This is a genomic window from Paenibacillus sp. PSB04 (genome assembly GCF_025809195.1).
Lineage (GTDB): Bacteria > Bacillota > Bacilli > Paenibacillales > Paenibacillaceae > Paenibacillus_AQ > Paenibacillus_AQ favisporus.
The window spans coordinates 970,891-996,664 of record NZ_CP081301.1 but is presented as its reverse complement, the minus strand read 5'-3'; the positions used below and the strand labels follow the sequence as shown (position 1 = coordinate 996,664).

Here is a 25,774-nt window from a genome sequence, read left to right as displayed (position 1 = left end):
ATCAACCATGATGAAATGAGCAGCCGGTTTGCCGCGGGGAGCATCCCCAAGCTGCTGTTGTCTCTTGCACTTCCGGCGATTGCGGCTCAAATCGTCAACGCGCTGTACAATGTCGTCGACCGGATGCTGATCGGCAGGATGCCGGGAGGCGGTACCTTTGCATTAACCGGACTGGGCATCGCCTTCCCGCTGATCATGACCATCTCGGCGTTTGCGGCCCTCATCGGCCTTGGCGGCGCTCCGCTGGCCTCCATGAAGCTGGGGGAAGGGAAACCCAAGGAAGCGGAGAAGCTGCTGGGCAGCTGCTGCCTGATGCTCCTGCTCGTCTCGGGAGTGCTGACGGCGGTGCTGCTGTGTTTTCACCGTCCCCTGTTGATCGCCTTCGGAGCGAGCGGTACAACACTGCCCTATGCCAGTGATTATATGGGCATCTATTTGCTGGGGACGGTCAGCGTGCTGATGTCCCTTGGGCTGAATTCTTTTATTTCCATTCAGGGTTTTGCCAAAACGGCAATGGCTACGGTCTGTGCCGGAGCTGTGCTGAACGCCATCCTGGCACCCCTTTTTATATTTCCGATGCATCTGGGAGTCCGCGGGGCCGCTTTGGCAACCGTCATTTCCCAGACTGCGTCCGCTATATGGGTGCTGTCGTTTCTTACATCCAGGCACAGCCACCTCCGCCTTCGGCTCCGCAACCTGCGGGTGAACCCCCGGATGGCGTGCCGCATCCTTGCGCTGGGGCTGTCCCCTTTTATCATGCAGTCGACGGAAAGCCTGATCCAGATCGTGTTTAATATTTCCCTTGCGCGGTATGGCGGCGATTTGTATGTGGGCGCAATCAGCATTCTGACCAGCCTCATGCAGCTGTTTTCCCTGCCTTTATCCAGCTTTGCGCAGGGAGCACAGCCGGTCATCGGCTACAATTATGGATCGGGAGACTATGCAAGGGTGAAGGCGGCGATCCGGTTTTGTACGGCCGTTTGCGGTGTCCTCGGCATCCTGATGTGGGCGGTGGCGGTGTTCTTGCCGCGGTTTCCCGCCATGATTTTCACGGATCAGGCTGAATTGATTGCGCTGACGGAAAGGCTGATGCCGGTCTTTTTCCTGGGGACGTGCATTTACGGCATTCAGCTGGCGCTGCAGCAGATGTTTCTTGCGCTTGGGCAGGCTAAGGTGTCCATCTTTATTGCCGTTCTGCGTAAAATCATTTTGCTGATTCCTTTGGTTTTTGTGCTGCCGGAGTTCATATCGCCCAAAGCCGACGCCGTCATTATGGCCGAGCCGATTGCAGACGCCTGCGCAGCGGTCACCTGCTGCATATTGTTTGCGGCGACGGTCAAACGTCTGCTGCGGAATTCTGGTCATGCAAGCACAGCTGATCCATGAACAAAATATTGTTGGACTTTATTAGATATGTTTTAATTGACATATAAATCGGAAAGGTCATATAATTAGGTTGCCTATTTAATTGGTAACCTAATTATTTTTTTGTGCGGGATCTTATCTCTTCATAGCACGTTTGAGAAAGGAGGATTGTTGGCGTCATGAACGACGATGGCAACAACCGTCAGAAAGCCTTCTGCCAGGGAAGTGAACCGCAGGAGCATGATCAGCACCACGAAACCGTTGTCCAGCTGCTTCAGGCAGTCATGCGATTTAACAGGGGGGAGTTTCGCCACCGGGTAATCGAAGGCTTGAAGATGAGCGAGATGGGGCTGATGGTTCTGCTCATGCGTCATGTCGAGCCGGATAGCCCGGGACTGAAGGTGTCCGAGATCAGTACGATGCTGGGGGTCACTTCTCCGACCGTCACCCAGTTTGTCAAAGCGCTGGAGAAGAAGAAATGGATCGTACGGACGCCGGATGAGGCGGACCGAAGGGTGGTCCGGATCAAGCTCAGCGAAGAGGGGCGGGAAGCGATTATCCAAGCCCGTAAGGCGACGATCCATTCCTTCAAGGGGCTTGTCGATCACCTGGGCATCGAGGAGAGCGAGAAGCTGTCTGAGCTGCTGACCAAGGCTTATAAGTATTATGAAAGCAAAACGCAGAATGATTCATCGGATGGAGGTGAAGTGTCAACATGCTGAAGCTTTTTCGTTCATTGAAGCCGTTCTGGCTTCTGATCCTGTTCACATTTGTGCTTGTGTTTCTGCAGTCCATGTCGGATCTGTATCTCCCGACGTTAATGTCGGACATCGTGGATAAGGGCATCATTCAGGGAGACATTCCTTACATTTGGAAAATCGGCGGCTTTATGCTGGCCGTAGCTCTGGGGGGAGCCATTTGCTCCATCGCCGCGAGCTACCTGTCCGCCAAAGTGGCGGGCGGCTTCGGCAGATCGATGCGCAGCCGGGTATTCCAGCATGTCCAGAATTTCTCCCTGCAGGAATTTGACAAGCTGGGCACGGCTTCGCTCATTACCCGCACCACCAATGATATCGCCCAGACCCAGCAGGTGCTGACCATGATGCTGCGGATGATGATCAGCGCGCCGATGATGTGTATCGGCGGGATTATTATGGCGGTGTCCAAGGACGCCAAGCTGTCTCTGATCATCGTCGTGATCGTTCCGGTGTTGGCGGGCTCCATTGCCCTCATAGCCGGTATGGGAATGCCGCTGTTCAAGGCGATGCAGGTCAAGCTGGACAAACTGAACCGGGTGCTCCGCGAAAACCTGACCGGGATCCGGGTCATTCGTTCGTTTAACCGGATTCAGCATGAGCAGGAGCGTTTCAAGGAAGCCAACTACGATCTGACCAGCACAGCGGTCCGGGTCAACAAAATCATGGCGGCCATGATGCCGATCATGATGATCGTCATGAACTTATCGACCATTGCCATCGTCTGGTTCGGCGGCCTGCGCATTAGGGACGGACATATGCAGGTCGGTGACCTGATGGCTTTTATCCAGTACGCCATGCAGATCATGTTCTCCTTGATCATGGTCTCCATGATCTTCGTCATGGTTCCGCGCGCTTCCGCATCCGCTGCGCGGATTAACGAGGTGCTCAGCATTACGCCGGATATCGATGATCCGCTCGTTGCACAATCCTCTGAAGAAGGCCGCGGCTATTTGGAATTCCGGGACGTGACGTTCAGTTATCCGGGCGCGGAGCAGCCGGCGCTTTCGGGGATTTCATTCACCGCCAAGCCGGGGGAGACCACGGCGATTATCGGCGGCACCGGTTCCGGCAAGTCGACGCTGCTCAGCTTGATTCCGCGCTTCTATGATGTAGCGGAAGGCAGCGTGCTGGTCGACGGGGTCGACGTCCGCGAGATGACGCAGGAGGAGCTGCGCGCCAAGATCGGCTTCGTGCCGCAGAAGGCGCTGCTGTTCACCGGGACGATTGCGGACAATATCCGCTATGGCAAAAAGGACGCCACCGATGAAGAGATCCGCGAAGCGGCGGATATCGCCCAGGCGACCGAATTTATTATGAATATGAAAGACGGCTTTGAATCGGAAATTGCCCAGGGCGGCAACAACGTGTCCGGCGGACAGAAGCAGCGCTTGTCCATCGCGCGGGCGCTGGTACGCAGACCGGAAATCTATGCGTTCGACGACAGCTTCTCGGCGCTTGATTTCAAGACGGATGCGAAGCTGCGCAGCGCGTTGAAGCCGGTAACGCGGGACGCAACCGTTCTGCTCGTGGCGCAGCGGGTCAGCACGGTCATGGACGCCGACCGGATCATCGTCCTCGACGAAGGACGGATCGCCGGCATCGGCACCCACCGCGAGCTGATGGAGACCAGTGACGTTTACCGCGAAATTGTATCCTCACAGCTGTCAGAGGAGGAGATCGCATGAGTGAGCAAACAAGAAGACCCGGACCTCCGCCGGGAGGACCGCGGCATCCGGGCGGCCATCCCGGCCAAATGATGCCTGCGCAGAAGGCCAAGGACTTCAAGGGCTCCCTGAAGCGGCTGGTCGGGTACCTGCGGCCGCGGCGGGGAACGCTGATCGTTATTTTTCTGACGGCGATTCTTAGTACAGTGTTCAGCATCGCGAGCCCGAAAATTCTCGGCAAGGCGATTACCAAGCTGCTGGAAGGCGTCATCGCGATGGCGAAGGGGACGCCGGGCGCCGGCATTGATTTTACCTACATCACCCAAATCCTGCTGATACTGATTGGTCTGTACCTGTTCAGCGCAGCGTTCAGCTATGTCCAGCAGTATCTGATGGCCGGCGTGGCGCAGAAAGTCGTGTACGATATGCGGGAGCAGATCAACGCGAAGCTGTCGCGCCTGCCGCTGAAATATTTTGATTCCCGGACGCATGGGGAAATCTTGAGCCGCGCGACCAACGACGTCGACAACATCAGCACCACGCTTCAGCAGAGCTTGACGCAGCTGATCACGTCGATCGTGACGCTGGTTGGCGTCATCGTGATGATGCTGTCGATCAGCCCATGGATGACTTTGATTCTGATCGTGACGCTGCCGCTCAGCTTCATCGTCATTAAAGCGGTAGCTTCCCGGTCTCAGAAGCATTTCATGGCCCAGCAGGCTTCTTTGGGACAGCTCAACGGCCATGTGGAGGAAATGTACACGGGCCATAAAATCGTGAAGGCCTTTGGCCACGAGCGTGAGTCTGTTGAGGATTTCAACAAAATCAACGAAAAGCTGTACAGCTCCGGCTGGAAAGCCCAATTTATCTCCGGCATCATCATGCCGATGATGATGTTTATCGGCAACATCGGCTATGTGCTGGTCTGCGTGGTCGGGGGGATCTTCGTCACCCACGGCCGCATTACGATCGGGGATGTGCAGGCGTTCATCCAGTACGCCAGACAGTTTACCCAGCCGATTATGCAGACGGCCAACATTGCGAACATCATCCAGTCCACCATCGCTTCGGCGGAGCGTGTGTTCGAGCTGCTGGATGAAGAAGAGGAAGTGCCGGAAGCGGCGGATGCGGCTGTCTTGAACGATCCAAAAGGTGCCGTGCAGTTTGAGCATGTGCGGTTCGGCTATAAGGAAGACGCAATGCTCATTGAAGATATGAACATCGACGTGAAGCCTGGACAGACAATCGCCATCGTCGGGCCGACCGGTGCCGGCAAGACGACGCTCATCAACCTGCTCATGCGCTTCTATGAGCTGAACGGCGGGGCGATCACCATCGACGGCGTGAACATTACCCACTTGAAGCGCGGCAATTTGCGCAGCATTTTCGGCATGGTGCTCCAGGATACCTGGCTCTTTAACGGGACGATTATGGAAAATATCGCTTACGGCCGGGCCGGCGCCACGAACGAGGAAGTGATCGAGGCGGCCAAGGCGGCTCATGCCGATCACTTCATCCGTACGCTTCCGGACGGCTACGACACCGTGCTCAACGAAGAAGCGTCGAACATTTCCCAAGGGCAGAAGCAGCTGCTGACGATAGCGCGTGCCATTCTGGCCGATCCGTCCATTCTCATTTTGGATGAAGCGACCAGCAGCGTCGACACCCGGACGGAGGTCTATATTCAGAAGGCGATGAACGACCTGATGAAGGGCAGAACGAGCTTCGTCATCGCTCACCGGCTGTCCACGATCCGTGACGCCGATCTGATTCTGGTCATGAACCAGGGCAGTGTGATCGAGAAGGGCAACCACGAGGAGCTTCTGGCCAAAGGCGGCTTCTACGCCGATCTGTATAACAGCCAGTTTTCCGGCGGAAGCATTCAAGAGGTTGTCTGAGGGTGAAGGTGACCCCACCCGCGACCCTTATCATCCGCATTTCAAAAGAGCAGCCATCACGGCTGCTCTTTTTTTGGAATATTGGCAGTTTAAGCTTGAATATCGAACGTGTGTTTGTCAATATTGATCATAGAAGTTCATTCAGGAATAAAAAACGCAGACCGAACCTGCGGCGAATGCTTGATCACTTTACAGGAGTCAGGAGGTACGGAACATGAAAGAAACGATCCCGCTGCTTACGCCCTTTAGCATCGAACGAACCATGGTCGCGGTCAGGGGGCAAAATCCCCGGCTCGTGCTGGCTCATCCGGAATACCCGGTATTCACGAAGGTGATTCCGGCGGAAGGGCGCGACATTCCGGTCACCGTGTCCTTGGTGGAGACCGACCAGGGACCGGCGGCGGAGGTGGATCTGCTGCAGGCCTGTAATTCGAAGGAAACCGAAGCCATCCGGGTGTATGTAGGCAAAATGCTGTCCAACCATGTGGACCTCAGGCCGTTCTATGCGCAGCTTCAGGATGAGCCTGTTATTGGCTCCATTCTTCCGGGGCTTCATGGGCTGAAAATACTGCTGGAGCCGAATCTGTTTCAAAATCTGGTGCGGACGATTATCGGCCAGCAGATGAACCTGAGCTTTGCCGCTTCGCTCGTCTCGCGAATCACCGAGCAGTACGGCACCCCCGTGACGATCGGGGACCATACGCTCTACAGCTTCCCGAAGCCGGAAGCGCTGGCCGCGCTCGAACCGGACGAGCTGCTGCCGCTGCAGTTCAGCCGGCGTAAAGCCGAGTACATCACCGGCCTGGCGCGGCAGGTAGCGGACGGCTCCCTCGACCTTAACGCCATGCCGGACCTTGCGGACGAAGAAATTTTCAACCGGCTGCTCCCGATCCGCGGCGTCGGCAAATGGACGGTCGAGTGCTTCCTGCTCTTCAGCGTGGGCCGAACCGATTTCTTCCCGGCTGATGACATCGGACTAAAAAATGCAATGAAAGTGCTGTGGGACTTTGACAGCCAGCCGCCTTCTCCCCTCATGCTGGAGATCAGCCGCAGTTGGTCGCCATGGCGGAGCTACGCCGCTTACTACTTATGGGCCTGGCTCGACGATTGGAAGCTGCGGCAGAAGCAGGAGAAGGAACAGAAGAAGCCTGTCCGCAGCAAGTCGGCCCGGAAAGCCTCGGAAGAATAGCGGCGGCTGACCTACGCCATATTCGAGCCGCATGCTACCAACCATCGAGGCCGCCTTCAGCCAGTCCTGACCGCTACGCTTCCTGCACGCCGACCCCGTTCCAGAACATGTTGACGATCTCCTGGGCCAGTTCGCCCGCGGACGGGGCGAATTCTTTGGCAATCTCCCGGTTGCCGATCATCAGCATGGATGCCAGCGTGTGCGCCATAAGGAGCGGGTGTGCGGAGCGCACCTCCCCGTTTTTGATCGCTTCGGTGAAGCTGACGGTCAGCACATCGTGAATCTGGTCCTCGCTGACGCGGATTTCCTCCAGCTGTTCGGGCGCCAGCGAGGCGCTGGCATCGCGCATGATCGTTTCAAAGTCTCCGTGCGGGAAACGAAGCTTGTTCTCGGCCAGCTCCACGAGCCGGTCGTAGAGCGGCTTGTCCTGCTGCATAATCCGCAGGGAAGCATTGCGCGCCTTCTGCATCATGGCGGTGACAGCCGCCGTGAAGAGCTGGGCTTTATTTTCAAAGTGATAGTAAATGGACGCCTTGGTTACGCCGCATACTTGGGCAATTTGCTGCAGCGAGACCGGCTCATAGCCGTACTCCATGAACAGGGCGGACGCTGTTTTCAGGATGAATTCGTTCATGGGAGTGTCCTCCTGCCGGCGTTTGGGCCGGCCCGGGGAGCGTTTAGCCGGATGTTTTCCCTGAGATTGTTCCATATCGTTGTCCTCCATAATCTAAGTAGTTGATCGTTGTCCTCCAGTAATTCCACAATCCTGTTCTAAATCCTGATTGATAATTAACCTTCCGGTATATATAATTAATGTGGCATGGTAATAGCGGATGTGCTTTTCATTGAATTCTGCGATTGTATGCCGCCTGATAAGGCTGAAAAGTACGGCGGTCCGTACTGTACCATATTGTATCACGGAGCCTGCGGAAGCCGCACTTTATCGGCATGAACATGTACTTATACTATACCATTTTGGCACCTGTAACAGGTGGGGAGGAGCAGAATATGGGGGATTCCGGATACGGGCGCTGGGTCGCCGGAAAAAGAAGCAAATGGATCACGCTGGCCGTTTGGGTTATCATCGTGGGCGTGCTGAGTGCCATCTGGCCGATGGTCAACAGCGAGGTCCAGAACAATGCGGCCAATCTGGACGACGCCAAGCCTTCAGTTCAGGCTGAACGCATCGCGGAGGAGCAGTTCAGCAGCGATGCTGGAGTTCCCGCCCTGCTGGTCTGGCACCGTGAAGGCGGGCTGAAAGACGATGATTTACAGCATGTACAGAAAGTGTATGCCGGATGGAGCGCGAATCCGGTGCCTTATCAGGATTCGGTTCCGCCATTTCACCAAATGCCGGCGGCTGCGCTGAAAGCGATGCTGTCCGAGGACCAGAGCACGCTGGTCACCCCCGTGCTGTTCGAGAAAAGCGCAGACAGCGACCAGCTGAAAGAAGGGGTGGAGCAGCTGAAGTCCGGGATCACGCATGAAACCGGGCAGGATCCCTTCACCGCAAGCCATAACTCCGGTTCGGACCTCAGCGTCCGCGTCACCGGTCCGGTCGGCATTTCGATTGACGCAACCGGTCTCTTCAAGAACGCGGATTTCAAGCTGCTCATGTCCACCGTCATTTTGGTGCTGGTCATCCTGCTGCTTATATACCGCTCGCCGATTCTGGCGCTGATTCCGCTGATCGCGGTCGGCTTTGCGTATGGCGCAGTCAGCCCCCTGCTCGGATTGATGGCCCAGAAAGGCTGGATCACCGTCGATTCCCAAGCCGTTTCGATCATGACGGTGCTGCTGTTTGGCGCCGGGACGGACTACTGTCTGTTCCTGATCTCGCACTTCCGCCATTTGCTGAAGGAAGAAGAGAGCAAGACCCGGGCGCTGCTGCGGGCAGTGACGGAATCCTCAGGCGCGATCGCCATGAGCGGCTTCACGGTGGTCCTGTCGCTGCTGGCCCTGCTGCTGGCGAAGTACGGGGCATACCACCGTTTTGCGGTTCCGTTCAGCGTTTCTATTCTTGTGATGGTGATCGCGAGCTTGACGCTGGTACCTGCGCTGCTGGCGATTTTCGGGAGGACGTCGTTCTATCCGTTCGTTCCCCGCACGCCGGAGATGGAAGAGGAACGCGCCCGCAAAAAGGGCAAACCGGTACCCGCCCGCAAGCCGAAGCGTCCCGGCTTTGCCAGCCGGCTCGTGGTCCGCAGACCTTGGATGATCGTCATTGTGACGGTGATCGTGCTGGGCGCGCTCGCTTCCGTAGCCAGCCAGGTGAAGTTTACCTACGATATTATGTCATCTTTTCCGAAAGATATGGCCTCGCGTGAAGGCTTCGATACGATCGGGAAGCAGTTCAGCCCCGGGGAACTGGCTCCGGTGAAAATTATGATCGATACGGAAGGCAAGACGGATGGTCTGGGGCAGAAGCTGAAAGAGCTGCCTTATGTGGATGAGGTGTCAAAAGGGCAGCCGGGCAGTCAAAACGCCAATATTATCGCCTACGACGTCACGCTCGACATGAATCCTTATTCCAGCGAAGCGATGGACCAGATTCCCCACCTGCGGAGCACGGCAGAGCAGGCGCTTCAGGCGGCGGGAGTGGGTTCCCCGGCGGATAAAGTGTGGATCAGCGGCCAGACCGCCGAGCAATACGATACCCGTGAGACCGGCGACCGCGACACGATGGTCATTATTCCGGTCGTCATCGGGATGATTACGCTGCTGCTGCTCGTGTATTTGAGGTCGATCACCGCAACGGTGTATTTGATGTTGACTGTTATTTTGTCTTATTTCTCGGCGCTTGGCCTGGGCTGGCTCATCATCCATTACGGGATTGGCGCGGACGCGATCCAAGGAGCGATTCCGCTCTATTCGTTCGTGTTCCTGGTGGCGCTGGGCGAGGACTACAACATCTTCATGATCTCGAGCATCTGGAAAAAACGGAAGCATATACCGTTAAAGCAGGCGATCCAGGAGGGCGTGTCCGAGACGGGCTCGGTCATCACCTCCGCTGGCCTCATTCTGGCCGGGACCTTTGCGGTGCTCGCCTCGCTGCCGATTCAGGTGCTGGTCCAGTTCGGCATCATTACCGCCGCGGGTGTCCTGCTGGACACCTTCATCGTCCGGCCGTTTCTCGTGCCGGCCATTACGGCGCTGCTGGGCCGCTTTGCTTTCTGGCCGTCTTCCCATTCGGAGGCCGAGAACACCAAGGCTGGCATGCCGTCCTGATTCATCATAAAGAGGAGTCCCTGTTTTTCAGGGGCTCCTCTTTTGTGCTGCCACCGAACATCTCTCGTCCGCCGCCCAACCCGGTTCATCCAGCCTGCCGCAAGATTCACCATTTGCTCAAGCCTTACACGGCTGTGGCTTCAGCGTCTGGCTTATAATAGGGAGAGACAGACCCTTTTTACGAACGACGAGGTGAACGCGGCATGAAGGTGTATAACGTTCTGCAGAGTGATGCGGAAGAATATATATTATTGTGTTATCAGGAGCTTGGCAAAACGGAGGCCGAGACCGTCCGGAGGCTGGCGGAAATCAGGGCCAGCATTGAAGAGACCGGAACGTATGAGCATACGTACGAGGAACTGGTTCACGGGGCAAAAATGGCATGGCGCAACAGCAACCGCTGCATCGGCCGCCTGTTCTGGGACTCGATGCAGGTCATCGATGAGCGGGGCCTTGAGCGGCCCGGCGACATTGCCGAGGCGCTGCTGCGTCATATCGAACGCGGCACGGGCGGCGGCAAAATCGTGCCGACGATCACAGTATTTAGGCCGTCGGTACCCGGCATGAGCGATATCCGCATCCTGAACCACCAGCTGATCCGCTATGCGGGGTACGAGAACGGCGGGACGATCACCGGTGATCCGGCTTCCGTTCTGTTTACGAGGCTGTGCAAGAAGCTGGGCTGGACGGGAGAAGGGACGCCCTACGACGTCCTTCCTCTTGTCATTCAAGGCGGGAAAGGCGGGCCTGAGCTGTTTCCCATTCCGCCGGAGCTGGTCATGGAAGTGCCGATCACGCATCCGGATATGCCCGCCTTCGCCGAGCTGGGCTTGCGCTGGTACGCCGTGCCGATCATTTCCGATATGGAACTCGTGATCGGCGGCATCCGCTATACGGCCGCTCCGTTTAACGGTTGGTACATGGTGACCGAGGTCGGTGCGCGAAATTTCGCCGATGAACAGCGGTATAACATGCTGCCGCGGGTGGCGGAGCTGATGGGCCTGTCCACAGCGAGCGAAACCTCGCTCTGGCGGGACCGCGCACTCGTCGAGATGAACGTCGCCGTGCTGCATTCTTACAAGCAGGCGGGGGTCAGCATGGTGGATCACCATACGGCGGCTTCCCAGTTCCGGCTGTTTGAAGAGCGGGAAGCCAGGAGCGGCAGAGAGGTCACCGGGAACTGGACGTGGTTGATCCCGCCGTTATCGCCGGCGACGACCCATATTTTTCACCATTCGTATGACAACACGGTTAAGACGCCAAACTTCTTTAAGAGAGAGGCGTCAAACGCTACGCCGAAACAAGCGGGATGCCCATTTCACCATTAGCTGATCGACTCCGACACCCTGCAAACCCGAAAAAAGTGCTTGATTGCTTGTTGCTTTTCGCCTGCTGCGTCGTATAATGATTTATTAGGTTATTTGACATTAAAGGGGATAAAGATAGAGCGTTGAACACCATATATTTGAACGAAATCATCCGTGAGCTGGTCGGACGGTCGGGACTGGGCGTTCAGGTCCGTCTGAGAACACGGTCCCGGGATGGACGCCTGATCGGCGGCAAGTACGGGATGGTTTCCAAGCGGATCACGATGTATACCGGTGTGATCGAGGAACAATGCATGCAGATGTTCGGATCATTGGACCGGGTGGAGGAGTATTTTACGATTGTCCTGGCCCATGAGCTGGGGCATGCCGCGGATCCGGAGCTGCCTGCGCTCTCCGAATCGTTGGAAGACATGAATCTTACTGAGGAACAGCGGATGCGCGTGGCGCTGCAGATTGAAGAGAACGCATGGAACTATGCGCTGGAGCTGATTCCCGAAGCGGATCTGCCCATGATGAGCGCCATTATCGACGAGTCGCTGTATGCATACCGGCTTCAGGTGGAGGAAGCGGGAGCCGAGGCGGGCATCGCCTGATGTCAGTCGGAACCGGCTGCCGCGGGGTCAGAGGCGGATCAACTGCATCTTATAAAATAATAAAGGATAGGCTCGGCAGACCCTTCGGATCTCTCGAACCTATCCTTTTTTGGTTGTCGGGCAAAACCCGCCTGCACTACAGCATACTGCTTATTCCGCTGCGTTCAAGGGGCTGACGACGAGCTCATACTGGTTCAGCGTAGAGCCGAGAAGGACGTCCTTGCTGCCTCCGGCCCCGCGGTGAGAAGCGCGGAAGGACTCGCTCTGCGTCCAGTTTTTAAACGACGCCTCGTCCTCCCAGACGGTGGACACCTTCAGTTCCTCGGCTTCCGCCTCCTTGCTCTTGCCCAGCCATACCTCCATCCGGACAAAGCCCGGCATGTCCTGCACGCCCTTGGCATTCGCAAAACGCTCGGCCACGGCTTGTCCGTGCCCTTCCTTGATCAAAATCGTATTGGTGATGACTATCATAAGGAATCGCCTCCGATTGTGGTATCGTTCCTTAATTCAGTCTACTCGTGTGCATCCAGTTTCTCAAGCGGCTTGATAGCCGGTCCTTCAAACACGACCCCGTCATAGGAGAAACGGGAGCCGTGGCAAGGGCAGTCCCAGGTCCGCTCCGCCGCGTTCCACTCGGTCTCGCAGCCCATATGCGTACACGTGTTATCCACCAGATGAAGATTGCCCTCCGGGTCTTTATAAGCACCGGCTTTTTTACCGTTATGGCGGACCACGGCGCCTTCGTCAGGATTCAGGTCTTCGATCCGGGTGTGGACGAGGCCGACTTTGCCGGAAATCAGCTCTCCGGCCACATCGGCATTTTCCTTCACCAGGTTCATAATCGACGGGTCGGCGAGGAAACGGGACGGCGTGTACAGCTCACTGTACGGATTGTCCCTGCCGATGATTTGATCCGATAACATCCGCCCGGCGAGGGTACCGCTGGTCATGCCCCATTTGTTGAAGCCGGTTGCGACGTAGATCCCTTCGTCCTTGGACGTAATTTGTCCGATGTACGGCACTTTGTCGATGGTGACCAGATCCTGGGTGGACCAGCGGAAAGGAATGCCTTTGCTGCCCAGCAGTTTGCCCCCATAGGCTTCGAGCGCCTCATAGTAAGAGAAGGTGCACATATGCTGCCCGGTTTTATGCCCTTCGCCGCCGACGATGACCACCTCTTCGCCGTTCCAGGAGGCGGCCCGCAGCGAGCGCGTCGGCTTGTCTGCGCTGATATACATGCCGCCGGCAAACGCCGTTTCCGGCTTCATGGCCAGCGCATACGAGCGGTCGGCATGCAGCCGCGCAAAATAAAAGCCGCCTTCATCGAGGAACGGGAAGTGGGTAGCGGCGACGACATGGCTGCATTGAATCTTGTGGCTTCCGCGATAGGTGACGACCGTTAACGGCCCCTCCTTGTCCACCTTATGGACCGTCGTATTCTCATATACTTGTCCGCCAGCCTTCACGAATTCCTCCAACAGACGCCGCAAATAATGCAGCGGATGGAACCGGGCTTGTCCCGGCAGCTTGATGGCACCCGATGCGAACTGAGGTATCGGCAGCTTGTTTACCCATTCGCCGGGGATGCCCAGCTTCTCATAAGCTTCGAATTCCTTCTCCAGCTTGTTGAGATCCTTATCCTTCTCCATATATACATAGGCGTCTTCCTCATGGAGACCGCAGTCAATATTCAGCTTGGACGCCGTATCCCGGATGAATTGCAGCGCATCCCGGTTGGCCTGATAATACATGGATGCCCGTTCCTGCCCGAAATGGCTCAGCAGTTCATCGTACAGCATGCCGTGCTGGGCCGTAATTTTGGCGGTCGTATGTGCGGTGGTGCCGTTCAGTACTTTCCCCGCTTCCACCAGGGCGACCTTCAGCCCTTCCCGGGCAAGCAGGTACCCGGTCGTAATTCCCGCAATTCCCGCGCCTACGATAGCAACGTCCACCTTGATGTCTTCCGCCAGACGCGGAAAGGAAGGGAGGTCCGTTGTCGCTCTCCATAAAGATTCAGGGTACTGCGGCAGCTCATTGGATATCGGTTCAGATGGTTGCATAGCATCGTAGCCTCCTAAGTATTTTCATTTCATTTATTACCACTTTTCGCCAAAAAGAAACGGAGCTTGCCGGGCGGCGGCTTTTCTTCCCTGCGGGGGTTGTTTACAATAGTAGGGAAAGCCTAAATTGTCCTGCGGGCGGGCAGAAAACCTGCCTTAGGGCGGCCAATTGGGGAATCCCGATATGAACAAGGAGGCGCTGATGAAACGATGAAATACCGGAGACTGGGAAGAAGCGGACTGAAAGTGAGTGAAATCAGCCTGGGCAGCTGGCTGACTTACGGCGGATACGTGGAGCGCGAAAATGCGGTTCAGGCGATCCGGACGGCCTATGACGAGGGCGTAAATTTCTTTGACACGGCCAATGTGTACGAGCGGGGTGCGGCCGAGGAACTGTTAGGGCAGACGCTGAAGGCGTACCCGCGGGAGTCTTACGTGCTGGCAACCAAGGTGTTCGGAAAAATGGGGGACGGGCCCAACGACCAGGGACTGTCGCGGAAGCACATTATGGAGCAGTGCGACGCCAGTCTCAAGCGGCTGGGCCACGACTATGTAGACCTGTACTACTGTCACCGGTATGATGCCGATACGCCGATCGACGAAACGCTGCGGGCGCTGGATGACCTGGTTCGCCAGGGCAAGGTGCTGTACGTCGGCGTCAGCATGTGGACCGCGGCGCAGATGGAGGCCGCGCTCGGCACGGCTGACCGCTACCTGCTGGACCGCATCGTCGTAAACCAGCCGGTGTACAATATGTTTCAGCGGGAGATCGAGCACGAGGTTATTCCGCTCGGCGAAGCGAAGGGCATCGGCCAGGTCGTCTACTCGCCGCTGGCGCAGGGCTTGCTGACAGGCAAATACACGGCGCCGGGCCAGGCTCCGGAAGGCAGCCGCGCCGCCAAGCTCGGCTGGAAGGAAGACCGCATCAGTGAAGAGAAGATCGCCAAGGTGCGCCAGTTGGAGAAGGTCGCCGCCGAGCTGGACATCAAGGTAGGCCAGTTGGCCCTGGCCTGGATTCTGCGGCAGCCGAATGTGGCAAGCGCGCTGGTGGGTGCGAGTCGTCCGGAGCAGGTCACCGAGAACGTGAAGGCCTCGGGCATTGAGCTTTCGGCGGACGTGCTGGAACGGATCGAACAAATTTTGAACTCATAATGATCGAATAAAGCATGGCGAAGGCCGTCCTGCAGCAGGTATCCCGATACCGAGCTGGGGGCGGTCTTTTTTTCTCCAGACCGAGAATATATCGCTCGTCTATGGCAACCGGATAACGGGAATGCTCTAGATACGCCAAGGACCCCCGCCGGGCTACAGCTTTACATCGGGCGGAGCAGCTTGTAAAGTAGTTCTACATTGAATCGGTTGCGGCAAGAAAGCCAAGTGGAGGAAATCGGATTGAAACACAGATACGAGTTTATCGAACACCATGAGCATATGCCTTTTACGCTGTTCATCAACAGCATTGATCATATTCCGTTTCATTGGCATAAAGAGCTGGAGCTGATCTACGTCCTCAAAGGGTCGGTGGAAATCCATGTCGCCCAGGAGCGGCTGATTCTGCGGGAAGAGGACCTGCTGGTCATCAACAGCATGGACGTGCACAAAATCGACAAGACCGGCGAGGCCAACGTCCTGCTTACCCTGCAGGTCGATCCAGGGACGGTCCAGGCCCAGCCGCAGCAGTCCAAAAACCGGATCGACTGCAGCTCCGTGAACGCCCGGGGTGCGGACGAAGCCCGCTTTGCGCCCATCCGCTCCGGTCTTGCCCAAATGATGTGGGAGTTGAACAAGCGGGAGGACGGCTACGGCGACAAAGTGATGGGGCATCTGCATCTCTTGCTGGGCCAGCTGGTCCGATATTTCGCGACGGCGGAGCGGCTGGACGACAGCGCAAATGCGAGCGACGTGGATCTCGAGCGCCTTCGCCGGATCATTCAATACGTGGACGAGAACTATATGTACAAAATCAACCTGAACCAGATGGCCGAACAGGAGCATCTGAGCTTCTATTATTTTTCCCACTTTTTCAAAAGCAAGATCGGCATCTCCTTTCAGAAATATTTGACCCTCATCCGTTTGGAAAAAGCGGAGACGATGCTGAGGGAGACGACGAGCAACATTATCGACATCGCCGCGGATTGCGGATTCGCCAATGTGAAGCTGTTTAACAAGAGCTTTAAGGAAAAAATGGGCGTGACGCCTTCCGAGTACCGGCAGAAGCATGAGCGGCAGATTGGGGGAGCGGATGACAAGCATCTTCCTTTTACGAGAGATACATCGGAGAGCGGCTCCTACATCAAGGTCGATACGGTAAAAGTGCTGGAGGGCTTGTACCGGCATCTGCCGCAGGCTGAAGCCGCGGCACCGTCCGTGCCGCCCGCCCCTGCCCGGAGCGTTGAGGAAAGCCTCGTTCTGGATGCGGCCGCTCCCGGAGAATCGTACGAGCCTCACTGGAACCGGCTGCTGACGGCGGGAAGGGCCGCCGAAGGGCTGCGCGAAGACTGGCGGAAGCAGCTGACGGAAATCCAGGCGGAGCAGCCGTTTCAACATATCCGGTTCCACGGCATTTTCAATGACGAGATGATGATTTACGACGAATCCGAGGACGGGACTCCGCGGTACAATTGGAGTTATGCCGATGAGCTGTACGATTTTTTGCTGGGTCAAGGGATACGTCCCTTCGTTGAGCTCGGGTTTATGCCCGGCAAGCTGAAGCGTTCGGATGAGACCCTCTTTTGGTGGAAAGGGAACATATCGCCGCCGAAGGACATGGCCAAGTGGTCGGAGCTCATCCGCCAGTTTGTCCGGCATCTGGTCAACCGCTACGGCATGGAAGAGGTGCGGCAGTGGTACTTTGAAGTGTGGAACGAGCCGGATGCCATCGAGATCTGCTGGTCGGGGACGAAGGAGGAATATTTCGAATTTTACGCCGCCACCGCGCTGGCGATCAAGTCGGTCTCCCCGGATCTTCGGGTCGGCGGGCCGGCGCTGAATTATATTACCGTGTGGGAGACGGACTGGATTCAGACCTTCCTGCAGTACTGCCACGAACACCGGGTAGATATCGATTTCTTTTCCTTCCACAGCTATTCGGAATATTGGCCCGGGGACGAGCACTCCGGTGGTCTATCCCATACACAGCCGCCGGAATTTTTTGTGGATACGATCCACAAGGTCCGCGAGCGGATCGCCGATTCCCCGGCGGAGGCTTTGGAGCTGCATCTGACGGAATGGAACTTTTCCTTGTATCCGCACAATCTGCTGCATGACACGATGTTCATGGCGCCGTTTATTATCAAAAACGCGGTCGATTCCATCGGCCTGCTGCAGTCGCTCGGGTTTTGGACGTTCACCGACATTTTTGAGGAGATGCGGGCGGGCGACAGCCCGTTTCACGGCGGATTCGGGCTGATCAGCATGCACGGGCTCAAGAAGCCCTCCTATTACGCTTTTGCGCTGCTGAACAAGCTCGGCCGCCGGATCTTGGCCAGGGGTCCGTATTATATCGCGACCGAGGAGAACGGAGACATCCAGGTGCTGCTGTACAACTATACACATGTGGACAGCTTGTACGCCAAAGGCGAATGGTCGGGCATCAGCGAGCAAAACCGGTACGACGTGTTTGAAAGCAAGGAGGCGCTGGACGTCAGCCTCGACATTCGCGGTTTGCAGGGAGATTACAAGGTGTCGCATTACACCCTGGACCGGGAGCACGGATCGGTGTTTGACGCATGGCAGGCGATGGGAGCGCCGGACTTTCCCAGTAAGGATGAGGTTGCCTATCTGCGCCGCCAAAGCGGGCCTGACTTGAAGGTCTCCCAAATCCGGGCTGCTTCTTCCTATACCGTTCGGGTCACCGTACCGCCGCACGGCGTGCAACTGATCACGCTCCATAAACAGTATTGAACACAGCTCCGAAATTTCCCGTTCCTGTGCCGGACGGAAATTCGGGGCTGTTTGCGATATGCCTGCAGCAGCCGGGGATGACCGCAAAAAAAGGGGTGCTTTTAGGCAAAAGAGAACAAGAACGGGCTTTTGCTTCAGGGTTAGAATGAGAACAAGCAGTCATTTGTTGATTCTGCAAACGTCTACATAGCGTGAACTAAAGAAATGGATGTTATAGGGCCGATTGGACCGTTATATAACAGGAAGTTCCATGCAAAACTTTAGTTCAATCTATGTACAATCCATGATTAAAGGAATGAGTCATCATGAATACATCCATAGATAAGCTGCTGAAATCGCTGACCCTGGAAGAGAAAGCGGCGCTCGTCGCGGGGGCCGACATGTGGAAGACGCAAGAGATTGAACGGGCGGCCGTTCCGTCCATTACGATGTTTGACGGTACCAACGGCGTCCGCAAGCCCGGAAGCACGCAGGAAATGGGATTGTTTTCGGAAAATATGCCGGCGACCTGCTATCCGACCGGCGTGGCGCTGGGGTCCACCTGGAACACGAAGCTCATTGAGGAAGTGGGCGAAGCCCTCGGCCGGGAAAGTCTGGCGCTGGATACGCAGATTCTGCTTGGACCCGGCGTCAATATGAAGCGTTCTCCGCTTGGCGGACGGAACTTCGAGTATTATTCCGAGGACCCGGTGCTGACCGGGGAGCTGGGCGCGGCCATGGTGAACGGGCTGCAGCGCATGGGCGTCGGCGCATCGGTCAAGCATTTTGCCGGCAACAACCAGGAGACCGAGAAGATGGTTTCGAATTCCGTTGTGGATGAACGCACCCTGCGGGAAATCTACTTGACCGCGTTTGAAATCATCGTCAAGAAGTCGAATCCTTGGACGGTGATGACCTCGTACAACCTGCTGAATGGTACTTATACCAGCGAGCATGATTTTCTGCTGCGCCAGGTGCTGCGCGAAGAATGGGGCTATGACGGGGTCGTCATGTCGGACTGGACGGCGGTCCACGACCGACTGAAGAGCCTGCGGGCCGGGCTTGACCTGGAAATGCCGGGACCGGCGAAATACAACGCCGTGAAGCTGGTTTCCGCCGTGCGGAGCGGCGAGCTGGACGAGAGCGTGCTGGATGCGTCCGTGCGGCGCATGCTGGAGCTGGTTGCCAAGGTCACTGCCGCAGCCGGCAGCAAGGAGGCGCGGCAGCCTTGGGACGTGGACGCGCACCACGAGCTGGCGCGCCGGGCCGCAGCGGAGAGCATCGTTCTCCTGAAGAATGAGAACGGCATCCTGCCGCTTGCGGCCGGGAAGCTCCGTCGGCTGGCCGTTATCGGCCAGAAGGCGAAGAAGCCGCGCTACCAGGGCGGCGGCAGCGCACGGGTAACCCCGACCCGCCTGGACATCCCGTACGATGAAATCGCGGCGATGGTTGGCGGGGAGGATCATCTGGCGTACGCGGAAGGGTACCGCAACGACAACGAGCCGGACGAAGCTCTGATCGAAGAGAGCGTGCGGCTGGCCAGCCAGGCCGAAGCGGCTGTCCTTTTCGTCGGCCAGCCTGAAGGCACGGAATCCGAAGGTTACGACAGCAAGACGATCGACCTGCCGCCGGTACAGGTGAAGCTAATCCAGGAAGTTGCCGCGGCTCAGCCGAACTGCATCGTCGTCCTGTGCAACGGTACGGCGGTGGCGATGCAGGAATGGATCGGCGGCGTGCCGGCCGTGCTGGAGATGTGGCTGTCCGGACAGGGCAGCGGCCGGGCCGTGGCGGACATCCTGTTTGGGCGTGTGAATCCTTCCGGCAAGCTGTCCGAGACATTCCCGGTGAAGCTGTCGGACACGCCGTCCTACCTTACGTTCGGCGACGGCAACCAGCAGGCGGTGTACAGCGAAGGGATTTTTACCGGTTACCGCTATTACGACAAAAAGGAGCTTGAGCCGCTGTTCCCGTTCGGCCACGGCTTGTCCTACACGTCGTTTGAGTACGGCGGCCTGCGCGTCCGCACTGCCGGCGGGGTGGCGACGGTCGAAGTGGGTATCCGTAACGCGGGGGACCTCGCGGGTCAGGAAGTCGTCCAGCTCTATGTTCAGGACGAAGAGAGCCGCCTGATCCGGCCGGTCAAGGAGCTGAAAGGCTTCTGCAAATTGCAGCTGGAGCCCGGGGAAACGAAGACTGCCGTCTTTACGCTGACCCCGCGGGATTTCTCTTACTATGATCCCAAGCGGGGGCAATGGGTTGCGGAAAGCGGCTGGTTTATGCTCATGGCCGGCAGCTCCTCTGCGGATATCCGCGCGACGGTACGGGTAGACATGGCTTTTGAGGCGCAGCAGAGTCCAAGTCTGCACCGATACAGCCTCATTCGCGATTGGATGGCGGAGTCCCGGTCCCGGGAAGTGCTGGAGCGGTTCATGGAGCGTATGAACGGGCAAATTTCCGATCCGATTTCGCTAAGCGAACAGTCGCTGGAGTTTCTTGGTGACTTTCCGCTCATCAAGCTGATCCAGCTGTACGGTCAGGAAATGCTGATTGAGCGCTCGCCTGAATCGATGGTCGACGAGCTGCTTGCTACGGTTCACCAGGCGAAGGTTTAAGCACAGCCTATAACGTTCACACTATAAGGTACAGCTGTTCATTGGGACGGCTGTACCTTATTTTTTGCGCATTTCGGGCCTCATGATTTCCCTAACTGCCGCCTGGACCGGATGCAGCCGTACCGGTTCAACAAAAAACGTGAAGGTTCTGAGCAAAAAACGCGATGAAAGCGATATCAAGCGTTTCCTATAATTGAATATATCAGGAGCTCACCTAAAACATCCTGAATGAAGATTTTTTGAAAGTGGGGCAATCACATGGGAGCTAAAACATCAGCGGCATCAGTGTACGGCAAGCTCAGCTCGTTCAGAATGATGGGATACGGGCTGGGCGACGCGGCCAACAACTTCGTGTGGGGTATGACGTCGGTCTACCTGATGTTCTTCTACACGGACGTCTACGGCATCAGCCCGGCGGCCGTCGCATCGCTGTTTCTGGTCGCCCGGTTCTTGGATGCCATTTTTGACCCGATCATCGGGATGATCGTCGATAAAACGAATTCAAGATGGGGACGCTTCAGACCTTATTTATTGTTCGGCAGCATTCCGCTGTCGGTTATGTTCGTATTATGCTTCTCGACGCCGGATATGGGGAACACCGGTAAACTGGTTTATGCGTACGTAACTTATATTTTGCTCGGATTCCTGTATTCCCTGGTCAACATTCCCTATTCGGCCATGTCGCCTGTCATTACACAGGATCAGAGAGACCGCACGAAGCTGATGACATACCGCATGATCTTCGCCAATGTGGCAACGCTCATTGTATCGTATGCCACCAGCCCACTAGCCAGCTGGTTCGGCGGCGACAACACCGCCAAAGGCTATCAATACACGGTGGGGCTGTACGCCATCGTAGCGATCGTGCTGCTGCTGGGCTGCTTCAAGAGCACGCAAGAGCGGATTCCGATCCAGAAGGAAGTCAGCACCAAGGGCGGATTGAAAACGTTAGCGAAAAACAGACCGCTCCTGCTCTCGTCCTTTGCCATGATGCTGAGCGGCGGAGCCAATACGATTTTCTTCGCCATTCCGGCGTATTATTTCAAATATAATGTAGGCCGGGAGGACCTGGCGGCGTATTACATCCCGGTGGTCCTTCTGATGGGCATGATCGGCATGGCCTGCGTTCCTTTTGTGGAAAAGAGAATCGGCAAGAAAAACACGCTTCAGCTCGCTTTTTTGATCACGATCGTCGGCAGCGTGTGTCTATACTTTACGAGCTACAGCAGCATTACTCTGATCTTTATCTTCTCGGCTTTGATCGGCTTGACCCTCACCGTGCCGTGGGTCGTCGGCTGGACGATGGCGGCGGACTCGGTTGACTACGGCGAATGGAAAACCGGGGTCCGGGCCGAAGGCATCAGCTATGCTTCCTTCAGTTTCGCCCAGAAGGTCGCGACGGCGCTTGCCGGCTCGCTCTCTGGTATTCTGCTTACGCTGACCGGGTATGTGGCTAATCAGGCACAGACGGTTACCGCGCTGCACGGCATCGCTTTTTCGCTCACGCTGGCTCCGGCCATTCTGACGCTGGGCGCGATGGTCCTGATCTTCTTCTATAATTTGACGGACCACAAATACGCCGAAATCATTCAGGAGCTGGAACAGCGCAAAGCGCAGCAGGCTTAAGTTACGATGCAGCTGGACAAGGCAGTCAATCTTAGGGTTGGCTGCCTTGTTTTTGCTATTTGTGTTGACAATGTGTACACATTGTGTATAAAATCGTACGTATATGAATGCCAAAATAGGAGGAACGATCAATGGATTCGAGTTTGCATATCCGTCTCCCGAAAGAGCTGAAAGAAAGCTTTCAGCAGGCGGCAAAGGATAATCATAAGGATACTTCCACCCTGGTCAGGGACTGGATTGCCGATTATGTCGCCGAGCACCGCAAAACCGACGAAGAAACGGCGGCTGATTTGTATGTGGCGGGTTACCGGCTGCAGCAGGAGCTGGGAGGGAGGGAGCAGATCGATAAGGACTTTGTAAAGCAGCTTCAGGAATTCTCTCTAACGGATCAAAAACAATTCACACACCGCATCCTCTCGATGTATCTGGAACATGATCTGACCGTTCCCGCGATTGTGCAGAAGCTTCATGGCGGATTTGCTTATTCCCAAATGTTTTTGCTTGGTTTGATCGGAGAAAAACCGAAGGACAGCGTTTAGTGCTTTTCTGCCTCCTATTCATGAGCGCCTGACGGCGTTTCGATTGTTTTCTCATTTGCCCCGAGTCCCCCGCCTGCCGCTGTCTGCGCATTGGCATTCTGCCAGGGAGAACGATATACTTGGGGGAGAACCTTGAATGGGAGGAACGGAATGGACTGGCTTAAAATTGACGATGTGGCGAAGGAAACCGGCCTGACCAAGCGCACGATCCGCTACTATGAGGAAATCGGCCTGATCAAATCACCCGAGCGCTCGGACGGAGGCATGCGTTTATATACAGAAGATGACGTGCAGCATTTGAAAAATATCGTGTTGGCCCGCAAGGTGCTCGGCTTCTCTCTGCAGGAGATTCAAGAGTATTTGCAGATTCATGAGCAGGTGGAGCTCCACCGCAGCAAGTTTTCGTCCTCGTCCGACGACGACCAGCGCACGGCTGAGCTGGAGCAGATGGGGGAAGCGGTTACGAAGCAGATCGGCCTGCTGGACGTCAAAATCCAGGAAATCGCCCGTGTGCGGGAAGAGCTCGTGGCGCTGCAGGAACGGATTACGAACGCGCTAAAACGATAATCTGCCTTCAGAGGCAAACAGCGATGACTTTATTTACCGGGAGTCAATAATCAGCAGCAAGCCGGCAAGCAGTCTGGGTGCATAGCACCAGGCTGTTTTTTTGTGCAAAACGCCTTATCCCTCGGAGAAAATGCCTTGAACTCTCGCGGATGAATGACGCCTGAGAAATGCTTTTACTAGTTCTTATTACCTATTGATAAGTTCAAAATTTTTAAAGAAAATGGATATATGTAGAAATGTTATGGGGATGAGCGAGTTCAATCTATGATAATGTGCTCATATAGACCGTGACTCAAGTAACAAGTTTGAGGGTGGGAGATACATATTACCCAGTAGAAAGGAAAGTGCTAGTGAAACGAATGTCGCTGTCCATTAAACGAAAGTTGCTGGTATCGTATCTCGTCGTGCTGATCATTCCCAGCGTCATGATCGGAATGCTGTCTTACCAGTCGGCCAAGGGGAAAATTGAGGGAACGATGATGACCAACGCCCTGGAGAGCAGCGAATCCGCTGACCGGATCATCACGCAGAACATCCAGGCGAAGGTGGATGATCTCGCTTACCTGATTCAGCAGCCTTATGTAGCCAGTGCTGAAAGCGATCCCACCGGCAAGGGAGGCGAGCTCAAGGCTCAGCTGAGGCAGTATCTCACCCTGCATAAGGAGGTCAAGGATATATTGCTGGGCACGGATAGCGGCGATTTCGTCCGGGCCTCCGAGGACCCGCTGCCGGAACGGTACGACGTCCGCAAGCAGGACTGGTATATCCGGGCGATCAAGCAGGGGAAGGGCGCGACCATCTCGCCTGTGTTTAAAGCGGCCAACGGCCAAATGTCCGCTTCCATCGCCCAGATGCTCCCATCAGGCAAAGGCGTCATGTCGATCGAGCTCAATCTGGATACGATTCGCAGCCTGACCCAAATGAAGCTGGGCAAGGACGGATACATCGTGATCGTCGATACGGCAAAAAACTATGTGGTGCATCCGGACAAGACGGGGGAACCCGCGGAAGAAGTGGTGACCAAGCATCTGTTTGCCGGCCAAGAAGGAACATTCAGCTATACATACGAAAATGAGAAGAAGCGGGCGTCCTTCACGACGAACGAGCTCACCGGGTGGAAAATAGCCGGAACGATGTACGACAAAGAGGTGGCCGGTGCCGTCAGCGGCATCCGCAACACGGTGATCCTGGTCATTTCGATATCCATTCTGGCTGCCCTGGCCATCATCCTGTTCAATATCCGCTCGATCATTAAGCCGATTTCTGCGCTCACCTTGGCGACCGAGCGGATCAGCAAGGGGGATTTGCGGGAGGATCTGGACACGGCGAAGAGGGATGAGATCGGCAATCTCAGCCGTCACTTTCAGACGATGGTGGACAATCTCCGCACGATGATCATCAGTGTCCAGGAAATCACGGATCACGTGAACGCGTCCGCCAAGGGGCTGGCTGCAGGCGCTGATCAGACGACCAAAGCGATCGAGCATGTGACCGAAGCCATCCAGGAGGTTGCCGCCGGAAGTGAGCAGCAGCTTCGCAGTGTGGAGCAGAGCATGGTGAGCATGGAGGTCATGTCCAAGGAGTCCGAGCGGATTCGGGCCAACATGGACGATGTCATGCAGACGATGCAGCGGACGACCCAGTCGGCGGAAGAAGGCAACGCGGCCGTGATCAGCGTCACGGACAAAATCCAGAGCATCCACGAGACGGTCAGCGATCTCGACGGCATTGTGGATACGATGAACGAGCGAACGGCCCAAATCGGCGAAATCGTCAATTTGATCACAGGCATTGCCCAGCAGACCCATCTCTTGGCGCTGAACGCGTCGATCGAGGCGGCCAGGGCCGGAGAGCATGGACGGGGCTTCGCGGTCGTCGCGATCGAGGTGCGGAAACTGTCGGAGCAGTCGGAGCAATCGGCCCAGCGGATCGAGGCGCTCGTCAGCGGCATGAAGGGCGAGATGACACGGATTCTGTCCGCCATGAACGACGCGAAGACGAGGGTGTCCGAGGGCATCGAAGCGGTGGATTTGACAGGACGGTCGTTCACGCGGATCCGCAAGGCCGTCAAAGGAGCCAGCGCGGACATCGCCTCGGCCGCCGAGGCGTCGCGCTCGCTTGCGCAGAGCGGCGAAAGCGTCGAACAGTCGATTCGGCTCATTCAGGGGTATTCCGAAGCAGCCGCAGGCAACACACAGGCCGTATCGGCTTCCGCCCAGGAACAGCTTGCCTCCATTGAGGAGATTGCCTCTTCGGCGGCCAGTCTGAACAAGCTGGCTGAGCAGCTGCTCGAGCAGGTTGCACAATTTAAAATCTGACGGCGATGAATAGGCAGGCGCCACCCGAAGCTGCAAGCGGGTGGCGCCTTTTTTGTACATTCCCCGAGCCATCCACATAATTTATCCAATTCTGGCACAACCTACGGTTAAATTCCTTCTTGCTGGCAAGGAGCGGAAATCGAGGTG

At 56.4% G+C, this 25,774-nt stretch carries 18 protein-coding genes; 15 read left to right on the top strand and 3 right to left on the bottom strand.

Annotation, left to right across the window (positions count from 1 at the left end; genetic code table 11):
- The first annotated feature begins 15 nt into the window (after window positions 1–15).
- The 5 genes from K2F33_RS05000 (at window position 16) to K2F33_RS04980 (ending at window position 6,874) form a co-directional block, all read left to right on the top strand.
- Window positions 16–1,386 (top strand): MATE family efflux transporter, encoded by a 1,371-nt coding sequence (locus tag K2F33_RS05000; RefSeq protein ID WP_263881142.1) that lies wholly within the window; start codon window positions 16–18, stop codon window positions 1,384–1,386.
- A 158-nt stretch (window positions 1,387–1,544) separates the two neighbouring features.
- On the top strand, window positions 1,545–2,087 hold the full coding sequence (locus K2F33_RS04995) for a MarR family winged helix-turn-helix transcriptional regulator (RefSeq protein ID WP_263881141.1): 543 nt from the start codon (window positions 1,545–1,547) through the stop codon (window positions 2,085–2,087).
- Entirely contained in the window at window positions 2,081–3,808 is a 1,728-nt protein-coding gene (locus K2F33_RS04990; protein ID WP_145139736.1) for an ABC transporter ATP-binding protein, read from the top strand. Before K2F33_RS04995 ends, K2F33_RS04990 begins: the two co-directional genes overlap by 7 nt.
- On the top strand, window positions 3,805–5,685 hold the full coding sequence (locus K2F33_RS04985; RefSeq protein ID WP_318672165.1) for an ABC transporter ATP-binding protein: 1,881 nt from the start codon (window positions 3,805–3,807) through the stop codon (window positions 5,683–5,685). The genes K2F33_RS04990 and K2F33_RS04985 overlap by 4 nt, the downstream gene beginning before the upstream one ends.
- Before the next feature lie 214 nt (window positions 5,686–5,899).
- Window positions 5,900–6,874: a DNA-3-methyladenine glycosylase family protein gene (locus tag K2F33_RS04980; RefSeq protein ID WP_263881140.1), complete on the top strand. Its 975-nt coding sequence runs from the start codon at window positions 5,900–5,902 to the stop codon at window positions 6,872–6,874.
- A 73-nt stretch (window positions 6,875–6,947) separates the two neighbouring features.
- On the opposite strand, the gene K2F33_RS04975 is transcribed toward K2F33_RS04980, so the two are convergent.
- Window positions 6,948–7,508 carry a TetR/AcrR family transcriptional regulator gene (locus K2F33_RS04975; RefSeq protein WP_240913409.1) on the bottom strand — a complete coding sequence of 187 codons (561 nt, stop codon included), beginning with the start codon at window positions 7,506–7,508 and terminating at the stop codon, window positions 6,948–6,950.
- Between the two features lie 374 nt (window positions 7,509–7,882).
- On the opposite strand from K2F33_RS04975, the gene K2F33_RS04970 reads away from it, so the two are divergent.
- The 3 genes from K2F33_RS04970 (at window position 7,883) to K2F33_RS04960 (ending at window position 12,023) form a co-directional block, all read left to right on the top strand.
- The gene (locus K2F33_RS04970) at window positions 7,883–10,102 is read left to right on the top strand and encodes an MMPL family transporter (protein ID WP_263881139.1); all 2,220 of its coding nucleotides are present in this window, start codon (window positions 7,883–7,885) and stop codon (window positions 10,100–10,102) included.
- A gap of 203 nt (window positions 10,103–10,305) precedes the next feature.
- Window positions 10,306–11,430 (top strand): nitric oxide synthase oxygenase, encoded by a 1,125-nt coding sequence (locus K2F33_RS04965; RefSeq protein WP_263881138.1) that lies wholly within the window; start codon window positions 10,306–10,308, stop codon window positions 11,428–11,430.
- 122 nt (window positions 11,431–11,552) lie between these two features.
- The gene (locus K2F33_RS04960) at window positions 11,553–12,023 is read left to right on the top strand and encodes a hypothetical protein (protein ID WP_076171877.1); all 471 of its coding nucleotides are present in this window, start codon (window positions 11,553–11,555) and stop codon (window positions 12,021–12,023) included.
- A gap of 150 nt (window positions 12,024–12,173) precedes the next feature.
- On the opposite strand, the gene K2F33_RS04955 is transcribed toward K2F33_RS04960, so the two are convergent.
- Both K2F33_RS04955 and K2F33_RS04950 read right to left on the bottom strand, forming a co-directional pair.
- A complete protein-coding gene (locus tag K2F33_RS04955) occupies window positions 12,174–12,494 on the bottom strand; it encodes an antibiotic biosynthesis monooxygenase (RefSeq protein WP_076171875.1) in 321 nt (106 codons plus the stop codon).
- Between the two features lie 41 nt (window positions 12,495–12,535).
- Window positions 12,536–14,083, bottom strand: coding sequence for an FAD-dependent oxidoreductase (locus tag K2F33_RS04950; protein WP_263881137.1), 1,548 nt, complete (start codon window positions 14,081–14,083; stop codon window positions 12,536–12,538).
- 210 nt (window positions 14,084–14,293) lie between these two features.
- On the opposite strand from K2F33_RS04950, the gene K2F33_RS04945 reads away from it, so the two are divergent.
- The 7 genes from K2F33_RS04945 (at window position 14,294) to K2F33_RS04915 (ending at window position 25,627) form a co-directional block, all read left to right on the top strand.
- Entirely contained in the window at window positions 14,294–15,235 is a 942-nt protein-coding gene (locus K2F33_RS04945) for an aldo/keto reductase family protein (RefSeq protein ID WP_263881135.1), read from the top strand.
- 240 nt (window positions 15,236–15,475) lie between these two features.
- Window positions 15,476–17,986, top strand: coding sequence for a GH39 family glycosyl hydrolase (locus K2F33_RS04940; protein WP_263881134.1), 2,511 nt, complete (start codon window positions 15,476–15,478; stop codon window positions 17,984–17,986).
- A gap of 305 nt (window positions 17,987–18,291) precedes the next feature.
- Window positions 18,292–20,577: a beta-glucosidase family protein gene (locus K2F33_RS04935; RefSeq protein ID WP_263881133.1), complete on the top strand. Its 2,286-nt coding sequence runs from the start codon at window positions 18,292–18,294 to the stop codon at window positions 20,575–20,577.
- Between the two features lie 258 nt (window positions 20,578–20,835).
- Window positions 20,836–22,203 (top strand): glycoside-pentoside-hexuronide (GPH):cation symporter, encoded by a 1,368-nt coding sequence (locus K2F33_RS04930; RefSeq protein ID WP_263881132.1) that lies wholly within the window; start codon window positions 20,836–20,838, stop codon window positions 22,201–22,203.
- 131 nt (window positions 22,204–22,334) lie between these two features.
- A complete protein-coding gene (locus tag K2F33_RS04925; RefSeq protein ID WP_076171863.1) occupies window positions 22,335–22,742 on the top strand; it encodes a ribbon-helix-helix protein, CopG family in 408 nt (135 codons plus the stop codon).
- A gap of 150 nt (window positions 22,743–22,892) precedes the next feature.
- Complete coding sequence (locus tag K2F33_RS04920) at window positions 22,893–23,309, top strand: MerR family transcriptional regulator (RefSeq protein ID WP_076171861.1); 417 nt, start codon at window positions 22,893–22,895, stop codon at window positions 23,307–23,309.
- A 359-nt stretch (window positions 23,310–23,668) separates the two neighbouring features.
- A complete protein-coding gene (locus K2F33_RS04915) occupies window positions 23,669–25,627 on the top strand; it encodes a methyl-accepting chemotaxis protein (protein ID WP_263882290.1) in 1,959 nt (652 codons plus the stop codon).
- The last annotated feature ends 147 nt before the right edge of the window (window positions 25,628–25,774 follow it).

Excerpts from the sequence above, each read along its gene's own strand:
- K2F33_RS05000 (WP_263881142.1), top strand. The coding sequence starts at position 16 with ATGAGCAGCCGGTTTGCCGCGGGGAGCATCCCCAAGCTGCTGTTGTCT.
- K2F33_RS04995 (WP_263881141.1), top strand. The coding sequence starts at position 1,545 with ATGAACGACGATGGCAACAACCGTCAGAAAGCCTTCTGCCAGGGAAGT.
- K2F33_RS04990 (WP_145139736.1), top strand. The coding sequence starts at position 2,081 with ATGCTGAAGCTTTTTCGTTCATTGAAGCCGTTCTGGCTTCTGATCCTG.
- K2F33_RS04985 (WP_318672165.1), top strand. The coding sequence starts at position 3,805 with ATGAGTGAGCAAACAAGAAGACCCGGACCTCCGCCGGGAGGACCGCGG.
- K2F33_RS04980 (WP_263881140.1), top strand. The coding sequence starts at position 5,900 with ATGAAAGAAACGATCCCGCTGCTTACGCCCTTTAGCATCGAACGAACC.
- K2F33_RS04975 (WP_240913409.1), bottom strand. The coding sequence starts at position 7,508 with ATGAACGAATTCATCCTGAAAACAGCGTCCGCCCTGTTCATGGAGTAC.
- K2F33_RS04970 (WP_263881139.1), top strand. The coding sequence starts at position 7,883 with ATGGGGGATTCCGGATACGGGCGCTGGGTCGCCGGAAAAAGAAGCAAA.
- K2F33_RS04965 (WP_263881138.1), top strand. The coding sequence starts at position 10,306 with ATGAAGGTGTATAACGTTCTGCAGAGTGATGCGGAAGAATATATATTA.
- K2F33_RS04955 (WP_076171875.1), bottom strand. The coding sequence starts at position 12,494 with ATGATAGTCATCACCAATACGATTTTGATCAAGGAAGGGCACGGACAA.
- K2F33_RS04950 (WP_263881137.1), bottom strand. The coding sequence starts at position 14,083 with ATGCAACCATCTGAACCGATATCCAATGAGCTGCCGCAGTACCCTGAA.
- K2F33_RS04945 (WP_263881135.1), top strand. The coding sequence starts at position 14,294 with ATGAAATACCGGAGACTGGGAAGAAGCGGACTGAAAGTGAGTGAAATC.
- K2F33_RS04935 (WP_263881133.1), top strand. The coding sequence starts at position 18,292 with ATGAATACATCCATAGATAAGCTGCTGAAATCGCTGACCCTGGAAGAG.
- K2F33_RS04930 (WP_263881132.1), top strand. The coding sequence starts at position 20,836 with ATGGGAGCTAAAACATCAGCGGCATCAGTGTACGGCAAGCTCAGCTCG.
- K2F33_RS04925 (WP_076171863.1), top strand. The coding sequence starts at position 22,335 with ATGGATTCGAGTTTGCATATCCGTCTCCCGAAAGAGCTGAAAGAAAGC.
- K2F33_RS04920 (WP_076171861.1), top strand. The coding sequence starts at position 22,893 with ATGGACTGGCTTAAAATTGACGATGTGGCGAAGGAAACCGGCCTGACC.
- K2F33_RS04915 (WP_263882290.1), top strand. The coding sequence starts at position 23,669 with ATGTCGCTGTCCATTAAACGAAAGTTGCTGGTATCGTATCTCGTCGTG.